General features: G+C 59.8%; 16 protein-coding genes and 1 tRNA gene. 9 read left to right on the top strand and 8 right to left on the bottom strand.

The window, feature by feature from the left end:
* Positions 1 to 70 precede the first annotated feature (70 nt).
* Both lolD and P406_RS19455 read right to left on the bottom strand, forming a co-directional pair.
* On the bottom strand, positions 71 to 754 hold the full coding sequence (lolD, locus tag P406_RS19460; RefSeq protein WP_172452211.1) for a lipoprotein-releasing ABC transporter ATP-binding protein LolD: 684 nt from the start codon (positions 752 to 754) through the stop codon (positions 71 to 73).
* A gap of 7 nt (positions 755 to 761) precedes the next feature.
* Entirely contained in the window at positions 762 to 2,012 is a 1,251-nt protein-coding gene (locus tag P406_RS19455; RefSeq protein ID WP_004410272.1) for a lipoprotein-releasing ABC transporter permease subunit, read from the bottom strand.
* A gap of 102 nt (positions 2,013 to 2,114) precedes the next feature.
* On the opposite strand from P406_RS19455, the gene P406_RS19450 reads away from it, so the two are divergent.
* Together P406_RS19450 and P406_RS19445 are read left to right on the top strand one after the other, a co-directional pair.
* Entirely contained in the window at positions 2,115 to 2,702 is a 588-nt protein-coding gene (locus P406_RS19450; protein WP_046237072.1) for a PilZ domain-containing protein, read from the top strand.
* Positions 2,703 to 2,746: 44 nt separating this feature from the next.
* Positions 2,747 to 3,469: a glycerophosphodiester phosphodiesterase gene (locus tag P406_RS19445; RefSeq protein WP_046237071.1), complete on the top strand. Its 723-nt coding sequence runs from the start codon at positions 2,747 to 2,749 to the stop codon at positions 3,467 to 3,469.
* Positions 3,470 to 3,511: 42 nt separating this feature from the next.
* Here P406_RS19445 and sthA read toward each other — a convergent pair whose 3' ends face one another.
* Both sthA and P406_RS19435 read right to left on the bottom strand, forming a co-directional pair.
* Entirely contained in the window at positions 3,512 to 4,906 is a 1,395-nt protein-coding gene (sthA, locus tag P406_RS19440) for a Si-specific NAD(P)(+) transhydrogenase (protein ID WP_003436620.1), read from the bottom strand.
* A gap of 165 nt (positions 4,907 to 5,071) precedes the next feature.
* A complete protein-coding gene (locus P406_RS19435; RefSeq protein WP_046237070.1) occupies positions 5,072 to 6,094 on the bottom strand; it encodes an FAD:protein FMN transferase in 1,023 nt (340 codons plus the stop codon).
* A gap of 392 nt (positions 6,095 to 6,486) precedes the next feature.
* Between P406_RS19435 and P406_RS19430 the strand changes: the two genes are divergently transcribed.
* Positions 6,487 to 7,779, top strand: a complete 1,293-nt coding sequence (locus P406_RS19430) for an MFS transporter (RefSeq protein ID WP_003415899.1) — start codon at positions 6,487 to 6,489, stop codon at positions 7,777 to 7,779.
* A gap of 63 nt (positions 7,780 to 7,842) precedes the next feature.
* Here the strand turns inward: P406_RS19430 and P406_RS19425 are convergent, their stop codons facing one another.
* Both P406_RS19425 and P406_RS19420 read right to left on the bottom strand, forming a co-directional pair.
* Entirely contained in the window at positions 7,843 to 9,105 is a 1,263-nt protein-coding gene (locus P406_RS19425; RefSeq protein ID WP_046237069.1) for an MFS transporter, read from the bottom strand.
* Positions 9,106 to 9,251: 146 nt separating this feature from the next.
* Entirely contained in the window at positions 9,252 to 10,715 is a 1,464-nt protein-coding gene (locus tag P406_RS19420; RefSeq protein ID WP_003315085.1) for a glyceraldehyde-3-phosphate dehydrogenase, read from the bottom strand.
* A gap of 190 nt (positions 10,716 to 10,905) precedes the next feature.
* Here P406_RS19420 and mfd point away from each other — a divergent pair, with 190 nt between their 5' ends.
* From mfd to P406_RS19405, 3 genes are all read left to right on the top strand, one after another.
* Positions 10,906 to 14,358, top strand: a complete 3,453-nt coding sequence (gene mfd, locus P406_RS19415) for a transcription-repair coupling factor (protein ID WP_016567723.1) — start codon at positions 10,906 to 10,908, stop codon at positions 14,356 to 14,358.
* Between the two features lie 11 nt (positions 14,359 to 14,369).
* A complete protein-coding gene (locus P406_RS19410) occupies positions 14,370 to 14,894 on the top strand; it encodes a CsiV family protein (RefSeq protein ID WP_046237068.1) in 525 nt (174 codons plus the stop codon).
* A 75-nt stretch (positions 14,895 to 14,969) separates the two neighbouring features.
* The gene (locus P406_RS19405; protein WP_004418371.1) at positions 14,970 to 17,714 is read left to right on the top strand and encodes a DEAD/DEAH box helicase; all 2,745 of its coding nucleotides are present in this window, start codon (positions 14,970 to 14,972) and stop codon (positions 17,712 to 17,714) included.
* A 13-nt stretch (positions 17,715 to 17,727) separates the two neighbouring features.
* Here the strand turns inward: P406_RS19405 and P406_RS19400 are convergent, their stop codons facing one another.
* Complete coding sequence (locus P406_RS19400) at positions 17,728 to 18,294, bottom strand: cysteine hydrolase family protein (protein ID WP_024649001.1); 567 nt, start codon at positions 18,292 to 18,294, stop codon at positions 17,728 to 17,730.
* Between the two features lie 113 nt (positions 18,295 to 18,407).
* On the opposite strand from P406_RS19400, the gene P406_RS19395 reads away from it, so the two are divergent.
* The 3 genes from P406_RS19395 (at position 18,408) to P406_RS19385 (ending at position 20,065) form a co-directional block, all read left to right on the top strand.
* Complete coding sequence (locus P406_RS19395) at positions 18,408 to 19,157, top strand: 3-oxoacyl-ACP reductase family protein (protein ID WP_046237067.1); 750 nt, start codon at positions 18,408 to 18,410, stop codon at positions 19,155 to 19,157.
* A 178-nt stretch (positions 19,158 to 19,335) separates the two neighbouring features.
* Positions 19,336 to 19,425: transfer RNA gene (locus P406_RS19390), tRNA-Ser, on the top strand.
* Positions 19,426 to 19,681: 256 nt separating this feature from the next.
* Complete coding sequence (locus P406_RS19385) at positions 19,682 to 20,065, top strand: hypothetical protein (RefSeq protein ID WP_235810371.1); 384 nt, start codon at positions 19,682 to 19,684, stop codon at positions 20,063 to 20,065.
* A 248-nt stretch (positions 20,066 to 20,313) separates the two neighbouring features.
* Here P406_RS19385 and P406_RS19380 read toward each other — a convergent pair whose 3' ends face one another.
* Positions 20,314 to 21,006 carry a hypothetical protein gene (locus tag P406_RS19380; RefSeq protein ID WP_046237066.1) on the bottom strand — a complete coding sequence of 231 codons (693 nt, stop codon included), beginning with the start codon at positions 21,004 to 21,006 and terminating at the stop codon, positions 20,314 to 20,316.
* Positions 21,007 to 21,136 lie beyond the last annotated feature (130 nt).

Below are 21,136 nucleotides of genomic sequence, written 5' to 3'. Positions count from 1 at the left end.
AAGCACCGTGGGAAAATACACCGTATAAAAACTGGAACCCGACGCGATGAATTGCGCCGGGCCGGGTCGATCAGGCCTCGACGAGGCGGCCGTCTTCCAGACGCAGGACACGGTCCATTTGCCGAGCCAGGCTCATGTCGTGGGTCACGATCAGAAACGCCGTGCGCGACGACGTGCTCAGTTCACGCATCAGGTCCTGAATGCCCTGCGCCGTGTGGTGATCGAGGTTGCCGGTCGGCTCGTCAAGCATCACCAGACCCGGCTGATTGATCAGGGCACGGGCAATCGCCACACGTTGACGCTCGCCACCGGACAGCTCCGAAGGCTTGTGCGCCAGACGATGACCGAGGCCGACACGCTCCAGCAATGCGGTGGAGCGCTTGCGGGCTTCGGGGATCGGCGTACGACCGATCAACAACGGCATGCAGACGTTTTCAAGCGCGGTGAATTCGGGCAGCAGATGGTGGAACTGGTAGACGAAACCCAGCGCCCGGTTGCGCAGCAGGCCGCGAGCCTTTTCGCCCAGCGCCGATAACTCTTCGCCTGCCAGCCAGACACTGCCTTCGGACGGCGTGTCCAGCCCGCCCAGCAGGTTGAGCAAGGTACTTTTGCCCGACCCCGAACTGCCGACGATCGCGACACGCTCGCCAGGGTGCAACTCCAGCTGCAGGCCGGACAACACCACCACCGACTCCGGGCCTTCCTCGTAGGATTTACCCAGGTTGCGGCAACTCAATACTGCTTTATCAGACATGCCCGACTCACTCATAACGTAACGCCTCCGCCGGCTGGGTGCGCGCAGCACGCCAGGCGGGATACAGGGTGGCGAGGAAACTCAGGACCAACGCTGCACCGCAGACCTGGAACACGTCCTGGGCCATCAGTTGCGAAGGCAGGTAATCAATGAAGTAGACGTCGGCGTTGAGAAACTTGTGGCCGATCAGCCCTTCGAGTGCAGCAATGGCTGCGCTGACATTGAGCGCCGCCAGAATACCCAGTGCCGCGCCGATCAGCGTGCCGACCACGCCGATCACCGTGCCCTGGACCATGAATATCGCCATGATCTGTCGCGGCGTAGCGCCCAGGGTACGCAGAATCGCGATGTCGCCCTTCTTGTCATTGACCACCATCACCAGCGTGGAAATGATGTTGAAGGCCGCCACCGCCACGATCAGCAGCAGCAACAGACCGATCATGGCTTTTTCCATGCGGATGGCCTGATACAGGTTGCCGTGGGTGCGCGTCCAGTCACGCGAGTAGAAATTGTTTTCGCCCAGCTTCTGCGCGATTTCCCACGAGGTACGTGGCGCCGCGAACAGGTCGTCGAACTTGAGACGCAACCCCTGTACCTGATTGGGTTTCCAGCGGTGCAGACGCCCCAGGTCATCGAGGTTGGTCAGCCCCAGAAAGCCGTCGATTTCGCCAGCGCCGACGTGAAAGATGCCGGTCACCTCGAAACGCTTCATGCGCGGAAACATCCCGGCCGGCGTCACCGTCACTTCAGGCGCAACGAAGGTCAGTTTGTCACCGATGCCGACGCCCAGCTTGGCCGCGGCCTTGTCGCCGATCATGATGCCGAAGCTGCCGGGCGACAGGCTGTCGAGCTCGCCCTGCTTGATGAAGTGGTCAATGATCGAGACCTTGCGCTCTTCAACCGGATCGATACCGTTGAGCAACACTTTCTGCACCTTGCCATCGTGGGTCAGCAAACCCTGCATCTGGGTGAACGGCGCAACGGCCAGCACCTGCGGGTTTTCCTGAACCTTCGCGGCCAGACCGCGCCAGTCGGTGATCGGATCAGCCGATTCGATGGTCGCGTGCGGCACCATGCCAAGCACGCGGGTACGCATTTCGTGATCGAAACCATTCATCACCGATAACACGACTATCATGACCACAACGCCCAGGGCGAGGCCGATCATGGAGGTCAGGGAGATGAAGGAAACAAAATGATTGCGTCGCTTCGCACGGGTGTAGCGCGTGCCGATAAATACAAAAAGAGGTCTGAACATGTAGGAATTTGTTCGCAGGAATGAGGACGTCCGTGTGGCGGGCCTTGACGTGCAGCTTTACACTCGAAACTCTCTGACCACCGCCGCTAGCTTGGGTTCGCCATGTCGACATTAGATGAAGCAGGACGCCGCGAATACTACCGTATCGACGACAGCGTCGCACTGGAAATTAACCCCCTGTCTGCCGACGACCAGGCAAGCCAGGATGCCATGCAGGACACCTCGACGCTGTTCGACCTGCTCAGCGAGCTGCACGTCAGCGAGTTCGAGTCGCAGCATCTGATGCGCCAGCTCGACGAGCGCGACCGGGTGCTGAACAGTTTTCTCAAGTCGCTGAGCAAGCGCATCGACCTGCTGGGCGAAGTGGTTGCCCACACCGCACTCGGCAAGCTGGGCGCTCCTCAGCCGGTCAAACTGTCCGAAGGCGGTATTCAGTTCAATTCGCAACAGGATTTTGCAGTCGGCGAACAGTTGTCGATCAAGATGGTGCTCATGCCTCAGGCCGCAGGTCTGATGCTGCGCGCCAGGGTTTGCCAGTGCGACACGCTGGCAGACGGCAATTTCGATATCAGTACCGAGTTCGTCAATCTTCCGGACGCCCAGCGCCAGTTACTCGCCCGCCACGTGTTGCAGCGTCAGGCTCAGCAGCGGCGTCAGGCGCTGGAACAGGGCCAGCCCTCCGGAAATTGAACGCCCTGCCCCTTTATCACTATCAGCAGTAGCCAGGAGTAAACGTGACCCTTATCTACGGCCACCGCGGCGCCAAGGGCGAAGCACCGGAAAATACCCTGACCAGCTTTCAGGAATGCCTCAAGCACGGCGTGCGCCGCTGTGAACTGGACCTGCATCTTTCAAAGGATGGAGAGTTGATGGTCATTCATGACCCGACCCTCAAACGCACCACCGACCGACGCGGCAAGGTCAACGAACACCTGGCAGACGACCTGGTGACGTATGACGCGCGCAAGGGTGGCCCTGGCTGGGTCTCGCCGTGCCCGATTCCACGCCTGGAAGAACTCTTCGAACAATGCGCTTTCGAGCACTGGCAGCTGGAAGTCAAAAGCGCTTCACGCACTCGTGCCGCCAACACCGTGCTGGCGATTCGTGAAATGGCTCAGCGCCATGGCTTGCTGGACAAGGTGACGATCACCTCCAGCTCACGCGAAGTACTGCGCGCCGCCCTGGACCTGACGCCGGACATCTCGCGCGGGCTGGTGGCCGAATACGCCTGGCTCGACCCGTTGAAGGTCGCCCAGAGCTACGGCTGTGAAATTCTGGCATTGAACTGGACACTGTGTACCCCGGAGCGCCTGCAAAAAGCACAGCGTCAGGGCCTGCATGTGTCGGTATGGACAGTCAACGAGCCTGCACTGATGCGCAGGCTCGCTGATTTCGGCGTCGACAGCCTGATTACAGACTTTCCCGGTTTGGCCAGCGCCACGCTCGGGAATCACTGAAATCGGTCTCCCCGGCCGGCTCAGGCCACCGGCCGGAGTCGCTTAAAAAAGCCGGTTGAGGCCATCGTATGCGGCTACCCGATAGGCTTCGGCCATGGTCGGGTAGTTGAACGTGGTGTTGACGAAGTACTTCATGGTGTTCGCTTCACCCGGCTGACTCATGATTGCCTGACCGATGTGCACGATCTCGGACGCCTGGTCGCCGAAGCAATGCACGCCCAGCACCTCGAGCGTCTCGCGGTGGAACAGGATCTTCAGCATCCCGACCCGCTCACCGGAAATCTGCGCACGCGCCATGCCCTTGAAGAACGCCTTGCCCACTTCGTAAGGCACTTTGGCCTGCGTCAGTTCGTGTTCGTTCTTGCCGATCGAGCTGATCTCGGGAATGGTGTAGATCCCGGTCGGCACATCGTTGACATAACGCCAGCTGCCATTGTCGACCATGCTGCCCGCTGCCGAACGACCCTGGTCGTAAGCCGCACTGGCCAGGCTTGGCCAACCAATCACGTCGCCGGCGCCATAGACGTTGGAAACGCTGGTGCGGTAGGTCTCGTCCACTTCGATCTGACCACGGCCGTTGGCCTTCAGACCGATGTTCTCAAGACCCAGCTTGTCGGTGTTGCCAGTACGGCCGTTGCACCACAGCAAGGCATCGGCCTTGATCTTTTTGCCGGACTTGAGGTGCAGGATAACGCCGTTATCCAGACCTTCGACCTTCTCGTACTCTTCGTTGTGGCGAACCATCACGTTGTTGTTGCTGAAGTGATAGCTCAGCGCCTGGGAAATTTCCGAATCCAGGAAGCTCAGCAACTGGTCACGGTTATCCACCAGCTCGACCAGCACGCCAAGGCCGCTGAAGATCGAGGCGTATTCGCAGCCGATCACACCGGCGCCATAAATGATCAGCTTGCGCGGGGTATGGCCCAGGCTGAGGATGGTGTCGCTGTCGTAGATACGCTTGTGACTGAAATCGATATCGGCCGGCCGATAAGGGCGCGAACCGGTGGCGATGATGATCTGGTTGGCCACCAGCTTTTCCACCACACCGTTGGTGCAGACCACGTTGATGCTGGTCTCGTCGGCAAAACTGCCGGTGCCGAAGAACACGTCGACGCGATTCCGGGCGTAGTAACTGGTGCGCGAGGCCACTTGCTTGGAGATGACCATTTCGGCGTTTTTCAACACATCCGGAAACGAAAACCAGCGCGGCTCGCCGATGGCACGAAACATGGGATTGGTGTTGAACTGAATGATCTGCTTGACCGAGTGACGCAGGGCCTTGGACGGAATGGTGCCCAAATGGGTGCAGTTACCGCCCACTTGCCGACGGCTGTCGACCATGGCGACCTTGCGCCCCGCCTTGGCGGCGTTCATTGCCGCGCCTTCTCCGGCAGGGCCGGAACCCAGTACCACTACGTCGTAGTTGTAGACAGCCATGCGTACTCCTTTAAACAGACCGAGGCGCCACTCTGGCATCTCTGGCTAAATCACGCGGCGCAGTCTAGCGCTGCACCGAGGCGGCGAACATTAACCCTTGGTCGCGTCGAAGGCCAATTTTTGTCTGCACTTGGCGCCAGTGATCGGCTGATCCGGCCCGCTGACTTATCGCGGCTGCTCCACAACCAGACGATCAAACGACGCGTTGCTGCGGATGATAAAGCGCTTATCGGCACGAATCACAAAAAAAGCAGGGATTTTATGTTCTTGCGCATAATTCCAGCCCTGTTGCGGGCCGAGAATCAACAGCAGGGAGGACAGACCGTCGGCCATCAGGGCCGAGGGATGAATGACGGTCACCGACGCCAGGCCGTGGCTGATCGGCTTACCGGTCAAGGCATCGAGCGTATCGGAAATGCGCCACCCGTCATGGTCGATGTAACGCCGAAAGTCCCCCGACGTAGACACGGCGTAGCCTTCGAGCGGAAATACTTTTTGCGTGACAGTGCCATCATCGAGCGGCGCGTCCAGGGTCACCCGCCAGGGCGAGCCGTCGGGCTTGAGCCCGCTGACTTTCAGCTCACCCGTGGCCTGCACCAGATAATCGTGCAAGCCGAGCGCGTCCATCCGTTCGCTGATGCGATCTACCGCATAGCCGGCGGCGATGCTGTTGAGGTCCACTTGCACGGCGGCACTCTTGCACAACCGGTCGCCGACGATGCGCAGGTTGCGATAACCAACCAGCGTCTGGGTCCGGGCCAGTTGCCGCACCAGCGGCATCTGCTCGAACAGCATATGAGGCCCCCCCCCCCACAGGTCCATCAACGGCTTGACCGTCAGGTCGAAGGCGCCGTCGCTCTCCTGCGCCAACTGTTCGCCCACGCCGATCATTTTCAAGACCGGCTCCGGCATCACCTGGCAGCTATTGGCAGGCAATGCATTGAAGCGCTCGATATCCGAATCCGTGCGCCAGAGCGACATCTGCTGATCGACCTCGTCCAGAATCGCCTCAACCTGAGGACGTACAGCCGCAGGCTCTGGCTGCCCGGACGCGCGCGCATACACCACGGAATAATGGCTGCCCATGGTCGGCCCGCCAAAGCTTTCCAGCTTGCGCGCCTGACCACAACCAACGCACACCAGCAACACGAGGCACCCTGCAACCTTGCCAAACCTACGCAAACCCATGCCCCGCACTATAAAAAACCTTCAGAGTGACTTGCTGCCATTGGCGAACAAGACAGAAAAGCGTCCATAACCTGCTCTGACACCCAGTGAACCGGCCCGATAAAACGCCGATCGGCATATTGAGTGGTCGAGGGCCACTTATGCTCCCTGCGTGCCCTATCTATTCATCAGGTTTCATCAAGTTTCATCAAAATGACACGCCGCACGATCTCAATTGTCTTGACCTGTCAAGCGTCAGTTAACTGATAGCAAATCGCCGAAACGGTTGTTTTTGAGCCCTGTTACACATACTGTTACAAGTGCGCATCGCCAGTTGCACACACGAAATGGCGATGCGAACGGGATAAAAACGACAACGGACTCCAAGCCGACGAGCCTGAGCGAGTAACTAAATGGCCTCCACAACAAGTAAGGGCAAAGCGATCTTTCGCGTTGTCAGCGGTAACTTCCTCGAGATGTTCGATTTCATGGTCTACGGCTTCTATGCCACGGCCATCGCAAAAACCTTCTTCCCTTCCGACAGCGCTTTCGCTTCGTTGATGCTGTCGCTGGCGACCTTCGGCGCAGGCTTCCTGATGCGTCCGCTGGGCGCGATCTTTCTCGGTGCCTACATCGACCGTCACGGGCGTCGCAAAGGGCTGATTATCACCCTCGCGATGATGGCAATGGGCACTCTGTTGATTGCCTGCGTGCCGGGCTACGCCACATTGGGTGTCATCGCACCCTTGCTGGTGCTGCTCGGTCGTTTGCTGCAAGGTTTCTCGGCGGGTGTGGAACTGGGTGGCGTTTCGGTGTATCTGGCTGAAATCTCGACACCGGGCCGCAAAGGCTTCTTCGTCAGCTGGCAGTCCGCCAGCCAACAGGCCGCCGTGGTCTTCGCCGGCTTGCTGGGCGTGGGTCTGAACCACTGGCTGAGCCCTGAGCAGATGGGCGAATGGGGCTGGCGCGTGCCGTTCCTGATCGGCTGCCTGATCGTGCCGGCCATCTTCATCATCCGTCGCTCGCTGGAAGAGTCACCAGAGTTCGAAGCTCGCACGCATCGCCCGACGCTGCGTGAAGTGGTGCGCTCCATCAGTCAGAACTTCGGTCTGGTGCTGGGCGGCATGGCGCTGGTAGTGATGACCACCGTGTCGTTCTACCTGATCACCGCCTACACCCCGACCTTCGGCAAGAACGAACTGAACCTGACCGACCTGGAAAGTCTGCTGGTGACGGTCTGCGTGGGCGTGTCTAACTTCATCTGGCTGCCGATCATGGGTTCGTTCTCCGATCGCATCGGCCGCAAGCCGCTGTTGATTGCCGCGACCGTGCTGGCCATCGCCACTGCCTACCCTGCCCTGTCGTGGCTGGTTGCACACCCCAGCTTCGGCAATCTGCTGATGGTCGAGCTGTGGTTCTCGTTCCTGTACGGCTCCTACAACGGCGCGATGGTAGTGGCGCTGACCGAGATCATGCCGGTCGAAGTCCGCACCACGGGTTTCTCGCTGGCCTACAGCCTGGCGACGGCGACCTTCGGCGGCTTCACTCCGGCGGCCTGTACTTACCTGATTCACGAATTGGGTAACAAGGCAGCGCCTGGCATCTGGCTGACTGGCGCAGCAGTACTGGGCCTGGTGGCCACGCTGGTGCTGTTCCGCAAGGGCGGGCAAAAGCTTGAAGCGCCTGTGGCGGCTTCCGCCAGCTGATCAATCGCTGCGTTGCAAAAGAAAACCCCGGTTCGAGCGTCTCTCGGCCGGGATTTTGCATTTTCAGACCTTGCGTTTCCAGGGACGAAAGCTGAGCCAGAGCAGCACGCCAGGCAATTGCAGCGCAATCATGAGGCCCAGCGACCACTGGTAGGCCTCGAGCGAATGACCGGCGCCCTGGGACGCTGGCCATAGATTAAGTACGACTCCCATCAACCACTGGAGGAAAAACGCCAGCACGAACACCACCAGATTGAATGAAGAACTCACCCTGCCCGCCAGTTCCGGTGATACCGATTGCGCCACAATGGCGTAGTTCATGGTCGTCGAGGTGCCGAAGAAGCTGAAGCCCATGGCAATCAGATAGGGCGATACTGACAAGCCGCTGGCCATCAGCACCTGGAAACCGATAAAGATCAGCATACCAGTGCCACAGATCATGATTGGCTGCACGCCGAACCTGCGCAGATAATCGGTGATCGCGCCGAACGTCAGGGACCCCGCCACCATCGCGATAGCTCCGAACAACAGCACATTGGCCATTCCGGAATCACTCAAGCCGGCCATATCGCGTAGCCACGGCCCCATCCACAGCGACAGGACCGACATGTAGATCGCGTGTGCGAACACCGAGTACAGCGCCAGACGCCAGAACGTCCACGACGAGTACAGTTTGCCGACCGCAGCAAACATATCGCTGTAACGAGTGTTTTTGCTCTCGTAGGCTTTGGGAACGCTGAGGTGTATGACCACCGCCACACAAAAGGTCAGCAGCGCCAGAACCAGAAACGCCTCTCGCCAGGTCAACCAGCTCAGCAGCGCATGCAAAGGCGTGGTCGACGCCATCGCGCCCAGCCCGCCAATCGACAGCAGGCAGGCGGTACTCAGCGGTAAACGCTCGACCGGCAACCAGATGGCGCACGCCTTGATCGCACTCATCAGCGAGCCCGCTACCCCCAGGCCAATCAGCCCCCGCCCGATCAACAACCCTGTCTCGGTGCTGGAAATACTGAAGATGACCGAACCGGCGACCGCGAACAGCAGCATCGGCGCCTGAACGCTGCGCGGCCCATAGCGGTCCAGCATCACGCCAAGCGGAATCTGCGCGGCCGCGAAGGTCAAAAAATACACGCCAGTCAGCAAACCCAGACTGCTTGCGGGCAAGCTCAGGTCGGTTTGCAGGTCGACGTAGATCACTGCGTTGACGGTACGAAACAGGTAGGAAACGAAATGCCCCAGCCCGAAGGGGATGAAGATCGTCAGAAACAGCAGGAAGAAGCTGCTTTTGAGGGGGTGTTGCGAACCGTCCAGGGCCGAACTGCTCATCCTTGATACTCCATCGTCCAGAAACTTTGCGCGTGACAGATTCTCATGGTCAGCCACAAAACAAAACGGGCCGAAGCCTGCCTGCGCAGGATTCGGCCCGTTTATCTGCTGCCCCGGTCAGACCGGGCAGCTCAAGCGTTCAACGTTTACTGCGGGAAAGCTGGCGGATTGACGTCTGCCATGTCTTCCATCACGCGAACCACCTGGTGGCTGTAACCGAATTCGTTGTCGTACCAGACGTACAGCACAACGCGGTTGTCGTTGACGATGGTGGCTTCGGCGTCCACCACACCGGCGTGACGCGAGCCGACGAAGTCAGTGGAGACCACTTCCTGCGAGTTCACGAAGTCGATCTGCTTGTGCAGGTCCGAGTGCAGCGCCATGTAGCGCAGGTACTCGTTCATTTCTTCGCGAGTGGTCTGCTTCTCAAGGTTGAGGTTGAGAATGGCCATGGACACGTTCGGCGTCGGAACACGGATCGCGTTGCCGGTCAGCTTGCCGGCCAGCTCAGGCAAGGCCTTGGCAGCAGCGGTAGCCGCACCGGTTTCGGTGATGACCATGTTCAACGCAGCACTGCGACCACGACGGTCGCCCTTGTGGAAGTTGTCGATCAGGTTCTGGTCGTTGGTGTACGAGTGAACCGTTTCGACGTGACCGTTGGTGATGCCGAACTTGTCGTTGACCGCCTTGAGCACCGGCACGATGGCGTTGGTGGTGCAGGAGGCCGCCGAGACGATCTTGTCGTCCGCAGTGATTTCACCGTGGTTGATACCGTGCACGATGTTCTTCAGCTTGCCCTTGCCCGGCGCGGTCAGGACCACGCGGTCGATGCCCGGGCAGGCCAGATGCTGACCCAGACCTTCGGCATCACGCCATACACCGGTGTTGTCCACCAGCAGAGCGTCCTTGATACCGTACTGGGTGTAATCCACCTCGGACGGGTTCTTGGCGTAGATCACCTGAATCAGGTTGCCGTTGGCGGTGAGCGTGCTGTTGGCTTCGTCGATGGTGATGGTGCCATCGAACGGACCGTGAACCGAGTCACGGCGCAGCAGGCTGGCACGCTTGACCAGATCGTTTTCCGCGCCCTTGCGGACCACGATGGCGCGCAGACGCAGGCCGTCGCCACCACCGGTCTTCTCGATCAGGATCCGCGCCAGCAGGCGACCGATACGACCGAAACCGTACAGCACGACATCGGTGCCCTTGCGTGGGCTGGTGCCCTGCTGACCCACTACACTGGCCAGTTCTTCACGAACGAACTGCTCTGGCGTACGGCCATTGCCTTCGGTCTTGAACTTCACCGCCAGCTTGCCCAGGTCCACCGAAGCGGCACCCAGCTTGAGCTCGCTCATCGCTTTGATCAGCGGGAACGTCTCGTGTACGGACAACTCAACCGCATCGGACTGACGATGACGCGCAAAGCGGTGAGCTTTGAGAATCGCGATGACTGAACGGTTGATCAGGCTACGGCCATAGATCGAGCTCACCACATTATTATTGCGGTAGAGCTGACCGATGAGCGGGATCATCGCTTCGGCGAGAGCTTCACGATCAATCCATTCACCAAGACACTGGTCGGGCTTCTGAGTCACGGGAACCTTCCACATGTAGGGGCTGAAAAAAGGGGCTACATTATGACCGCGCCTTTGTTTATGAGCAATGCACGGCTGTCATATCGACGCGCACTACATAATTTTCGCCCGTAAACACTCGGTAATACTCCGGAAAACTGACAGCCACCACCTTCCCCCGTTACAATCGCCGCCCCTGTTGCAACGCCTGGAGCCCGACCTTCCCGTGCCAGTTCTGCGTCTACCGCATCTTTCTGCCGCTGCAGGCAAACAACACTGGGGCAATCTTCCCGGTGCCACACTGAGCCTGGCCATTGCCGAAGCCGCCAGCGCGGCCAAGCGCTTCACCCTGCTCCTGACCGCCGACAGCCAAAGCGCCGAGCGGCTCGAGCAAGAACTGAAGTTTTTTGCGCCTACGCTGCCGGTTCTGCACTTCCCGGACTGGGAAACCCTGCCCTACGACCTGTTTTCGCCGCACCAGGACATCATTTCCCAGCGTATTGCCAGCCTCTATCGCCTGCCGGAACTGGAGCATGGCGTTTTGGTAGTCCCCATCACCACCGCCCTACACAGACTGGCGCCGACCAAATTTCTGCTCGGCAGCAGCCTGGTGCTGGATGTCGGCCAGAAGCTCGATGTGGAAGCCATGCGTACGCGCCTGGAGGCCAGCGGCTACCGGTATGTGGACACGGTCTACGAACACGGCGAGTTCACCGTGCGCGGGGCGCTGATCGATCTGTTCCCGATGGGCAGCAAACTGCCGTTTCGGATCGACCTGTTCGACGATGAAATCGAAACCCTGCGCACCTTCGATCCGGACACCCAGCGCTCCATCGACAAGGTCGAGTCGGTGCGCCTGTTGCCCGCCCGTGAATTCCCGTTGCAGAAAGAAGAAGTCACACGCTTCAAGGCGCGCTTTCGCGAGCGCTTCGACGTGGACTTCCGGCGCAGCCCGATTTTCCAGGACTTGAGCAGCGGCATCACGCCGGCCGGCATTGAGTACTACATCCCGCTGTTCTTCGAGGAAACCTCGACGCTGTTCGATTACCTGCCGCAGGACACCCAGGTGTTTTCCCTGCCAGGCATCGAACAGGCTGCCGAGAACTTCTGGAACGACGTGCGCAATCGCTATGAAGAACGCCGCGTCGACCCTGCCCGGCCGCTGTTGCCGCCGGCCGAGTTGTTTCTACCGGTGGAAGACTGCTTCGCGCGCCTGAAAAACTGGCCGCGCGTGGTCGCCAGCCAGCAGGATGTCGACGCCGGTGCCGGACGCGAGCGCTTCCCGGCGCAGTCCCTGCCGGACCTGTCCATCGAAGCCAAGGCCACTCAACCACTGGCGGCCCTGTCGAATTTTCTGGATGACTTCCCCGGTCGCGTGCTGTTCACCGCCGAGTCCGCCGGACGCCGGGAAGTGCTGCTGGAGCTGCTCGAACGCCTCAAGCTGCGCCCCAAAACCGTCGACAGCTGGCTGGACTTCGTCGACGGCAAGGACCGGCTGGCAATCACCATCGCGCCGCTTGACGAAGGCCTGCTGCTGGAACAACCAGCCCTGGCGCTGATCGCAGAAAGCCCGCTGTTCGGCCAGCGCGTCATGCAGCGCCGTCGCCGCGAAAAACGCACCGACGGCGGCAACAACGACGCAGTCATCAAGAACCTCACCGAGCTGCGCGAAGGCGCGCCGGTGGTGCACATCGATCATGGCGTAGGCCGTTATCTGGGGCTTGCGACGCTGGAAGTCGAAAACCAGGTCGCCGAATTCCTGATGCTGGCCTACGCCGAAGACGCCAAGCTTTACGTCCCGGTCGCCAACCTGCACCTGATTGCCCGCTACACCGGCAGCGACGACGAAACCGCGCCGCTGCACCGCCTGGGCTCGGAAACCTGGCAGAAAGCCAAGCGCAAGGCTGCCGAGCAAGTCCGTGACGTGGCCGCCGAGCTGCTGGATATCTACGCGCGTCGCGCAGCCCGCGAAGGCTATGCGTTTGCCGACCCGAAAGCCGATTACGCGACCTTCAGCGCAGGCTTCCCGTTTGAAGAGACACCGGATCAGCAAACCACCATCGACGCCGTGCGCGCCGACATGCTGGCGCCCAAGCCGATGGATCGTCTGGTCTGTGGCGACGTGGGTTTCGGCAAGACCGAAGTGGCCATGCGTGCCGCCTTCATCGCCGTGCATGGCGGGCGTCAGGTGGCCATTCTGGTGCCGACCACCCTGCTCGCCCAGCAACACTACAACAGCTTCCGCGACCGTTTCGCCGACTGGCCGGTGACCGTCGAAGTGATGAGCCGCTTCAAGTCGGCCAAGGAAGTCAACGCTGCGGTTGCCGATCTGGCCGAGGGCAAGATCGACATCGTCATCGGGACGCACAAGCTGCTGCAGGATGACGTCAAGATCAAGAACCTCGGTCTGGTGATCATCGACGAAGAACACCGGTTTGGCGTGCGCCAGAAAGAACAGCTCAAGGCGCTGCGCAGTGAGGTCGATATTCTGACCCTGACCGCAACGCCGATCCCGCGCACCCTGAACATGGCCGTGTCGGGCATGCGTGATCTGTCGATCATCGCCACGCCACCGGCGCGCAGGCTGTCGGTGCGTACCTTCGTGATGGAGCAGAACAAGCCGACCATCAAGGAAGCCCTGCTGCGCGAGCTGTTGCGCGGCGGTCAGGTCTATTACCTGCACAACGACGTCAAGACCATCGAGAAATGCGCCGCCGACCTGGCCGAGCTGGTGCCGGAGGCGCGTATCGGCATCGGCCACGGGCAGATGCGCGAGCGCGAACTCGAACAGGTGATGAGCGACTTCTATCACAAGCGCTTCAATGTGCTGATCGCCTCGACCATCATCGAGACCGGCATCGACGTACCGAGTGCCAACACCATCATTATCGAGCGCGCCGACAAGTTCGGTCTGGCCCAGTTGCACCAGTTACGCGGTCGCGTCGGACGCAGTCACCACCAGGCCTATGCCTACCTGCTGACCCCGCCACGCAAACAGATTACCCACGACGCCGAAAAGCGTCTGGAAGCGATTGCCAACACCCAAGACCTGGGCGCGGGCTTCGTGCTCGCCACCAACGACCTGGAGATCCGTGGCGCAGGCGAACTGCTCGGGGACGGCCAGAGCGGTCAGATCCAGGCGGTGGGCTTCACCCTGTACATGGAAATGCTCGAGCGCGCGGTGAAGTCGATCCGCAAGGGTGAGCAGCCCAATCTCGACCAGCCGCTGGGCGGCGGACCGGAAATCAACCTGCGCGTGCCGGCACTGATCCCCGAAGCCTACCTGCCGGATGTGCACACGCGCCTGATTCTCTACAAGCGCATTGCCAACGCCGCTGACGAAGAGGCCCTCAAGGACCTGCAGGTCGAAATGATCGACCGCTTCGGCCTGCTTCCGGAACCGACCAAGAATCTGGTGCGTATCACGCTGCTCAAACTGCACGCCGAACAGCTGGGCATCCGGAAAATCGACGGTGGCCCGCAAGGTGGCCGTATCGAGTTTGCGGCCGAGACGCCGGTTGACCCACTGACCCTGATCAAGCTGATCCAGAGCCAGCCCAACCGCTACAAGTTCGAAGGTGCCACGCTGTTCAAATTCATGGTTCCCATGGAGCGCCCGGAAGAGCGCTTCAACACGATCGAAGCGCTGCTTGAGCGCCTGACCCCGAAAACTGCTTGAAGGATTCACGCATGCTTCTGTTTCGTTCATTGATCCTGCTGCTGACGCTGATCGCGCCGGCCGCGTTCGCCGATGGCCTGTATCAGGTCGAGATTCTGCTGTTTCGCCAGAACGGCGAGCCGGCCTCGACCCGCCAGCTTGTACCGGAAAACTGGGACAAAGGCGCACAGAAGATCGACGCGAACGATGAACGAAGCCCCGCGCTCAATGATCTGGCGAGCAAACTGCAAGGCAGCGGCAACTATGAAGTGCTGATGCAGCGCGCCTGGCAGCAGAGCATCGGCAGCGAACCGGGCAAAGTCGCCATCACCAGTGGTGAAGAGCGGCTTGGGCATTTCCCGATCGAGGGCACCGTGAGTCTGGCGATGGCACGCTTCACCGATATTGGTGCACAATTCTGGGTCAACAAGCTGGACCCGCATGGCGTGGTCATCAGCAGTGAACGATTGAAGCAGACTGCCAGGGTAAAGAACGGTGAGCTGACCTATCTGGACAACGGCAACCTCGCGTTGCTGATCAAGGTTTCTCCTCTTTGATCTTTACGTACGCAAGGGACGCCCAGGCGTCCCCTTTCTTTTTGAGCATCGCTGCGGCGTAGGGCTTTTTAAAACTTGTCGTCCATTCTCGAAAAAGTCCTGGCTGCGGCCTGGACAGACCTATTCCACGAGCGAACGCTTGAGCGAGGGCGCGACTACGCCCGGCAAAAACGCATCGTGCTGGAAGACTCCAGCCCGCAGATCATCCGCACCGCCTGTCGGGGCTCGGGCCTGGAAATCTATACCCAGACGCTGCTGTTCAAGGACCCCGATCGCTACAAGAACTACCTGACCTGCAAATGCACCTGCCCGGTTCGCAACGATTGCAAACATTGCGTGGCCGCCCTGCTGTTTCTGCAGGACCCGCACAACCGTCCGCTGCTGCAGGCCGCACTGGCCTCGCACCAGCAAGAGCCGGAAAAGCCCGTCGAGCAGAAGCCCAGGCTGCCGGAGCGCCTGATCGATGATCTGCAGCCACGGCCCAGGCTGATTCTGGCCAGCATCGAGTTCAGTGCCTACGAGCCGCGCAACGGGCGCATGCAGCGGCACATTCAGCACCGTGCCGCGCTGGCCTTTGCCTACGGCAAGCATTACGCGGTCGGCACCACCAACGTGAGCATTCTGGTCAGTTCGCTGGGTAGCGATCTGGTGAACCAGAAAAGCGACATCATCGAACACACCGACACCGAAACCTTGCGCATCCGTCGTCAGGGCGAACGGGAGCGGCAGTTGCGTCAGGAACTGGCCGATCTGGGCTTCAAGGTCGCCACCCGGCAAAGCAAGGCACTGCCCGACAGCGCCGGCGACATGTACGAACTGCCCAACGACAAGGCCTGGCTGCATTTCGTCCTCGATGACCTGCCGCGCCTGCGCGAGCAAGGCTGGGAAATCGACATTCAGGAAGAGTTCGGCTTCGACGTGACGCCGGTGGAAGACTGGTACGCGGTCATCGACGAAGAGAACGAACGCGACTGGTTCGACCTGGAACTGGGCATCATCGTCAACGGCGAACGCCTGAGCCTGTTGCCGATCCTGATCAACCTGATCCGCAGCCATCCCGAACTGATGAGCCCGTCGGCCGTAGCCAAGCGCGGCGACGAAGAACAACTGCTGGTGCAGCTCAACCACTTCACGCAAAGCGGCGGCAGCCCGGTACAGATCGCCCTGCCCTACGGGCGGCTCAAGCCGGTACTGGCGACGCTGGGGGATTTCTACTGGCGGCAGGAAGGCAACAACGCGCTGCGCATGAGCAAAGCCGATGCCGCGCGCCTTACCCAGCTCGAAGACCTGCCGCTGACCTGGCAGGGCGGCGACCGCCTGCGTCACTTTGCCGAACGCCTGATCAACATCAAGGACGCGCCAGTCAGCCTGCCCGATGGCCTGAACGCCACGCTGCGCCCGTATCAGCTGGAAGGCCTGAGCTGGATGCAGTCGCTGCGCGAGCTGGAAGTCGGCGGCGTGCTGGCCGACGACATGGGCTTGGGCAAGACCCTGCAGACCCTCGCTCACCTGCTGATGGAAAAACAGGCCGGACGCCTCGATCGCCCGGCACTGGCGGTGATGCCGACCAGCCTGATCCCCAACTGGCTGGACGAGTCCGAGCACTTCACCCCGGACCTCAAGGTGCTGGCACTGTATGGCGCCAACCGGCATCAGGACGCCGGCAACCTTCAGGATTACGACCTGATCCTGACCACCTACGCTTTGCTGCCACGGGACCTGGAACTGCTCGAAAAACAGCCCTTCCACGTGCTGATTCTCGATGAAGCGCAGTACATCAAGAACCCCAACAGCAAGGCCGCCCAGGCCGCACGCAACCTCAACGCCCGTCAGCGCCTGTGCCTCAGCGGTACGCCACTGGAAAACCACCTGGGCGAGCTGTGGTCGCTGTTTCACTTCCTGATGCCCGGCTGGCTGGGCAACAGCAAGGAATTCAACAGCAACTACCGCACCGCCATCGAAAAGCATGGCAACCAGGACCGCCTGCATCACCTCAATGCGCGCATCAAGCCGTTTCTGCTGCGCCGCACCAAGGAGCAGGTCGCGACCGAACTGCCACCCAAGACCGAGATCATCCACTGGGTCGATCTCAACGACGCGCAGCGCGATGTGTACGAAACCGTACGCTTGGCGATGGACAAGAAGGTCAGGGACGAAATCACCCGCAAAGGCGTGGCACGCAGCCAGATCATCATTCTCGAGGCGCTGCTCAAGCTGCGTCAGGTCTGCTGCGACCTGCGCCTGGTCAATCAGGACATGCCGGTCAACAGCAAACAGGGCACCTCGGGCAAGCTCAACAGCCTGATGGAGATGTTCGAAGAACTGCTGGCCGAAGGTCGCAAGATTCTGTTGTTCTCGCAGTTCACTTCGATGCTCAGCCTGATCGAGGAAGAGCTCAAGCAGCGCGGTATCGCCTACGCCCTGCTGACCGGCTCGACCCGCGATCGCCGCACGCCGATTCATGATTTTCAGAGCGGCAAGCTGCCGATCTTCCTGATCAGCCTCAAAGCAGGCGGCACCGGCCTCAACCTGACCGCCGCCGATACGGTGATCCACTACGACCCGTGGTGGAACCCTGCAGCGGAAAATCAGGCGACCGACCGTGCGTATCGTATCGGCCAGGACAAACCGGTGTTCGTCTACAAGATGATCGCGCGCGGCACCGTGGAAGAGAAAATCCAGCGCCTGCAGCGGGAAAAATCAGCGCTGGCCTCGGGCGTGCTCGACGGCCGTACAACCGGCGACTGGAAACTGCGCGATGAAGACCTGCAGGCATTGTTTGCCCCATTGCCCGCTGCACCGAAGAAAACCCGCAAGTAAGCCCGTCAGGCGCTTATTCGACAGCAACCTGCTGGAGAATCTGCGCCGTCGACAGCACCGTAGCGTACTCGCCATGCAGATTGGCCAGGGACATCGCGTGCACTTCTTCGGCACTGCGCGGCGTGCCAAAGAAGTCCTGTTGATCGAAGGTAAAGCAGGCATCGTGCGCGACCAGCACGTCAAACCCCAGATTGCCGCCACTGCGCGCGGTGGACTCGACCGAGTTGTTGGTGACCACACCGGCGATCACCACCTGCCTGATCCCGTCGGAGCGTAACCACATTTCCAGGAAAGACCCGCAAAACGCGTCGGGGACCTGTTTGCTCAGCTCACGCTCATCGGCTTGCGGCAAGAACGCTGGCTGGTACTCGACGCCTGACTGTTGCGGCCAGAACACTGATTCGGGCGACGTCGAGAAATGCCGGACGTGAATCACCGGCCGCCCGGATTGCCGCCAGGCACCGAGCAGAGCGCTGACATGGCTCTCGGCCAGTGGGTTATTGCGTCGCCCGAGCTTGGGATGATGGATGCCCTGCTGCAGGTCGATGAGAATCAGCGCGCTGTTGTCTTGAATATCCATGATCAATCAGTCCGAACTTTTGGTTCAGCAAGACTATCGCAATCAAGGTCTATTCTGGTCGCAATCGTCGACAGCCTCAGGCTTGTCCGAGACCTGCCCCCAAGGAGAACATCATGATCGAACACCTTAAACTCGCCGGCAAAGTAGCGCTCGTGCAGGGCGGCTCACGTGGTATCGGCGCGGCCATCGTCCAGCGCCTGGCCAAAGAAGGCGCTGCCGTGGCGTTTACCTACGTCAGCTCCGAGGTCAGCGCTCTGGAGATTCAGGACAGCATCGTCGCCAATGGCGGCCGCGCACTGGCCATTCGCGCAGACAGCGCCGACGAAAAAGCCGTCCGCCAGGCCGTGCAGACCACTGCCGAGACCCTTGGCAGGCTGGATATCCTGGTCAACAACGCCGGGATTCTGGCCATCGCCCCGCTCAATGAATTCAGCATGCAGGACTTCGACAAGACCCTGGCCATCAACGTGCGCAGCGTATTCATCGCCAGCCAGGAAGCCGCGCGACACATGGAAGAAGGCGGTCGCATCATCAACATCGGCAGCACCAACGCCGATCGCATGCCCTTTGCGGGCGGCGCCACGTACGCCATGAGCAAATCGGCGCTGATCGGCCTGACCAAAGGCATGGCCCGCGACCTCGGCCCGCAAGGTATCACCGTCAACAACGTCCAGCCCGGCCCGGTGGACACCGACATGAACCCGGCGCAGGGCGAATTCGCCGAAACCATGAAAGCGCTGATGGCCCTGCCCCGCTACGGCACCAGCGAAGAAATCGCCAGCTTCGTCGCCTACCTCGCTGGCCCTGAAGCGGGCTACATCACCGGTGCCAGCCTGACCATCGACGGCGGCTTCAGCGCCTGACGCCACCACAACAAGCGGCCCTTTGCCCAAGGGCCGTATCCTCTGCCAGGGCCTTTTACTGGCGAATCAGCGTTTTTTTGCTTAAGCGCATGAAAAATCTGAAAAAAAGTTTTGCGTTAGGAAAAGCTTTCGACTACATTAGCGCGCCTCGGCAGACACAACGTTGTCGTCGAGATACGGTGAGGTGTCCGAGTGGCTTAAGGAGCACGCCTGGAAAGTGTGTATACAAGAAATTGTATCGAGGGTTCGAATCCCTCCTTCACCGCCATATTAAGAAAACCCTGTGAATTCAGTTTCTTAGAATTCACGGGGTTTTTTGTTTGTACTACTCATTTGTACTACTCATTTGTACTACTCACAGTGCTGCAAATTCTCGCCGGTCAGCGCTTCCCCTCCTCCGATGGCTGGGGATGTGCATACATTCTTGACGCCCGCACACCCTTCTCCAACCCCACCAGTTTTTCAGTCTGACCACTCGCCAGCCCGTCGCACTTTCTGCACAGGACAAGCTTCTGTGGGTGTTCATGAAAGATCGGCACGACTACTTCACCGGCGAAGGCAAGCTTTGGTTCGACAATCAGACCGACATCGCCAGCGCTTGTGGTTGTAGCCTCACAGCGGCGAAAGCCTTGATTCCGAAGCTTCGTCAGCATGGTTACCTGACCGTCGAAAAGCGCCGTATTCATGGCTGCGCATATTCCAACTCGATGACGATCACCCGCGACCTTATTCTGGCGTCCGTGTCGCCGCTGGAGGCCATCCCTAAGCCTGTAGCGGCACACCAAACCCAGGAGGCGAACGTGTGCCTGAGTACACCCCTGCTCCCTTGCCACAAGCGGCCCAGATTGCACCGGCGCCCAGCGTTATGGCGTACGACGAACACTTCGAAGATCAGCCGGAATGGATGAGAGACGTAGCCTAAACTCGACCACGCCATGGTCGGAAATCGTCTATCCGGCGTAGTCGAAATTCGTCTGATAGTAAGACCGATACTCAATAAGACAGATGTAAAAAGACAAAAGCTTAAGGGCTTTGCACGAACAAACTGAAGAGCTTGTGAAGCAAGGCCAAAAGCTGGATTGGGTATTCATTATTACTGATCGAGGTATCGATGGTGCGGCCACTGACTGTGGTGTGATGGTCTGGAGGCGAGTGATTAGGTGGTGACTTGTGATTGCTGCCGAGTCCATCGCACGTCTTTATAGAACGCCATGGTGTCATTGGAAATTCCACCGACGTCCTCCAGCATCGGAATCAGTCGTGCCGCCTTGTTCACATAGTAGAAAAGTACCGGGCTGTATTCGTCTTTCGAATGACTTGGATGGTGACGAACAATATCTGCAAGTTGGGTGACCAGCGACTGTACTTCTGCCACGGCGACGCCAACGACCGATCCAGTTTGCCGGCAGGTTTTTATGAATTCGGCGTAAGAGGAGGAGTCACCGCACTTTTTCGCACCTCGCAAGCCTTCAGCAACCATGTGCGACACAAAGAGCTCAGTGTCAGCCGTGTTGATTGACCGTGCCCTTACAACTCCCACATGTGAACCCAACGCGATATTGATCCGGAGGTCGATGTCCTTGACAGCTTCCAAAACCTCTTCGGCAATTTTACCCCGCTGGACCGAAGCAATCTGTTCCTGCTGCAAATGTAGCGACCGCATGATTCCGACGAAGCCGAACAGGGCGAAGAGAGGATTCAAGACTCCGCCAAAGTAGTCGCCAAACGTACCCCAATCCTCATGTTTTGACGAAGGGGTGAGTCCAAAATGCCAAACGAAGAAACCTGCAACTCCCAGCATTATCAAACCGAGGGCTCTTCCCAGAAATTTGACCTGAAACTGTGTCATATGGCCTCCTTAGCGAGGTGAGATGTCGCGCCATCATGGCGGAGGTCAGCCCGATTTGCCCTGACATCTCCCCGCCGCCCGGAGCAAGGTTGCACATTCAACGGCGATTGACTGTGCAGCAGGAAAAGTA

This window comes from Pseudomonas syringae pv. coryli str. NCPPB 4273 (assembly GCF_000972175.1).
Taxonomy (GTDB): domain Bacteria; phylum Pseudomonadota; class Gammaproteobacteria; order Pseudomonadales; family Pseudomonadaceae; genus Aquipseudomonas; species Aquipseudomonas syringae.
The sequence above is the reverse complement of the archived record's forward strand: the minus strand, read 5'-3'. Positions and strand labels throughout refer to the sequence as shown.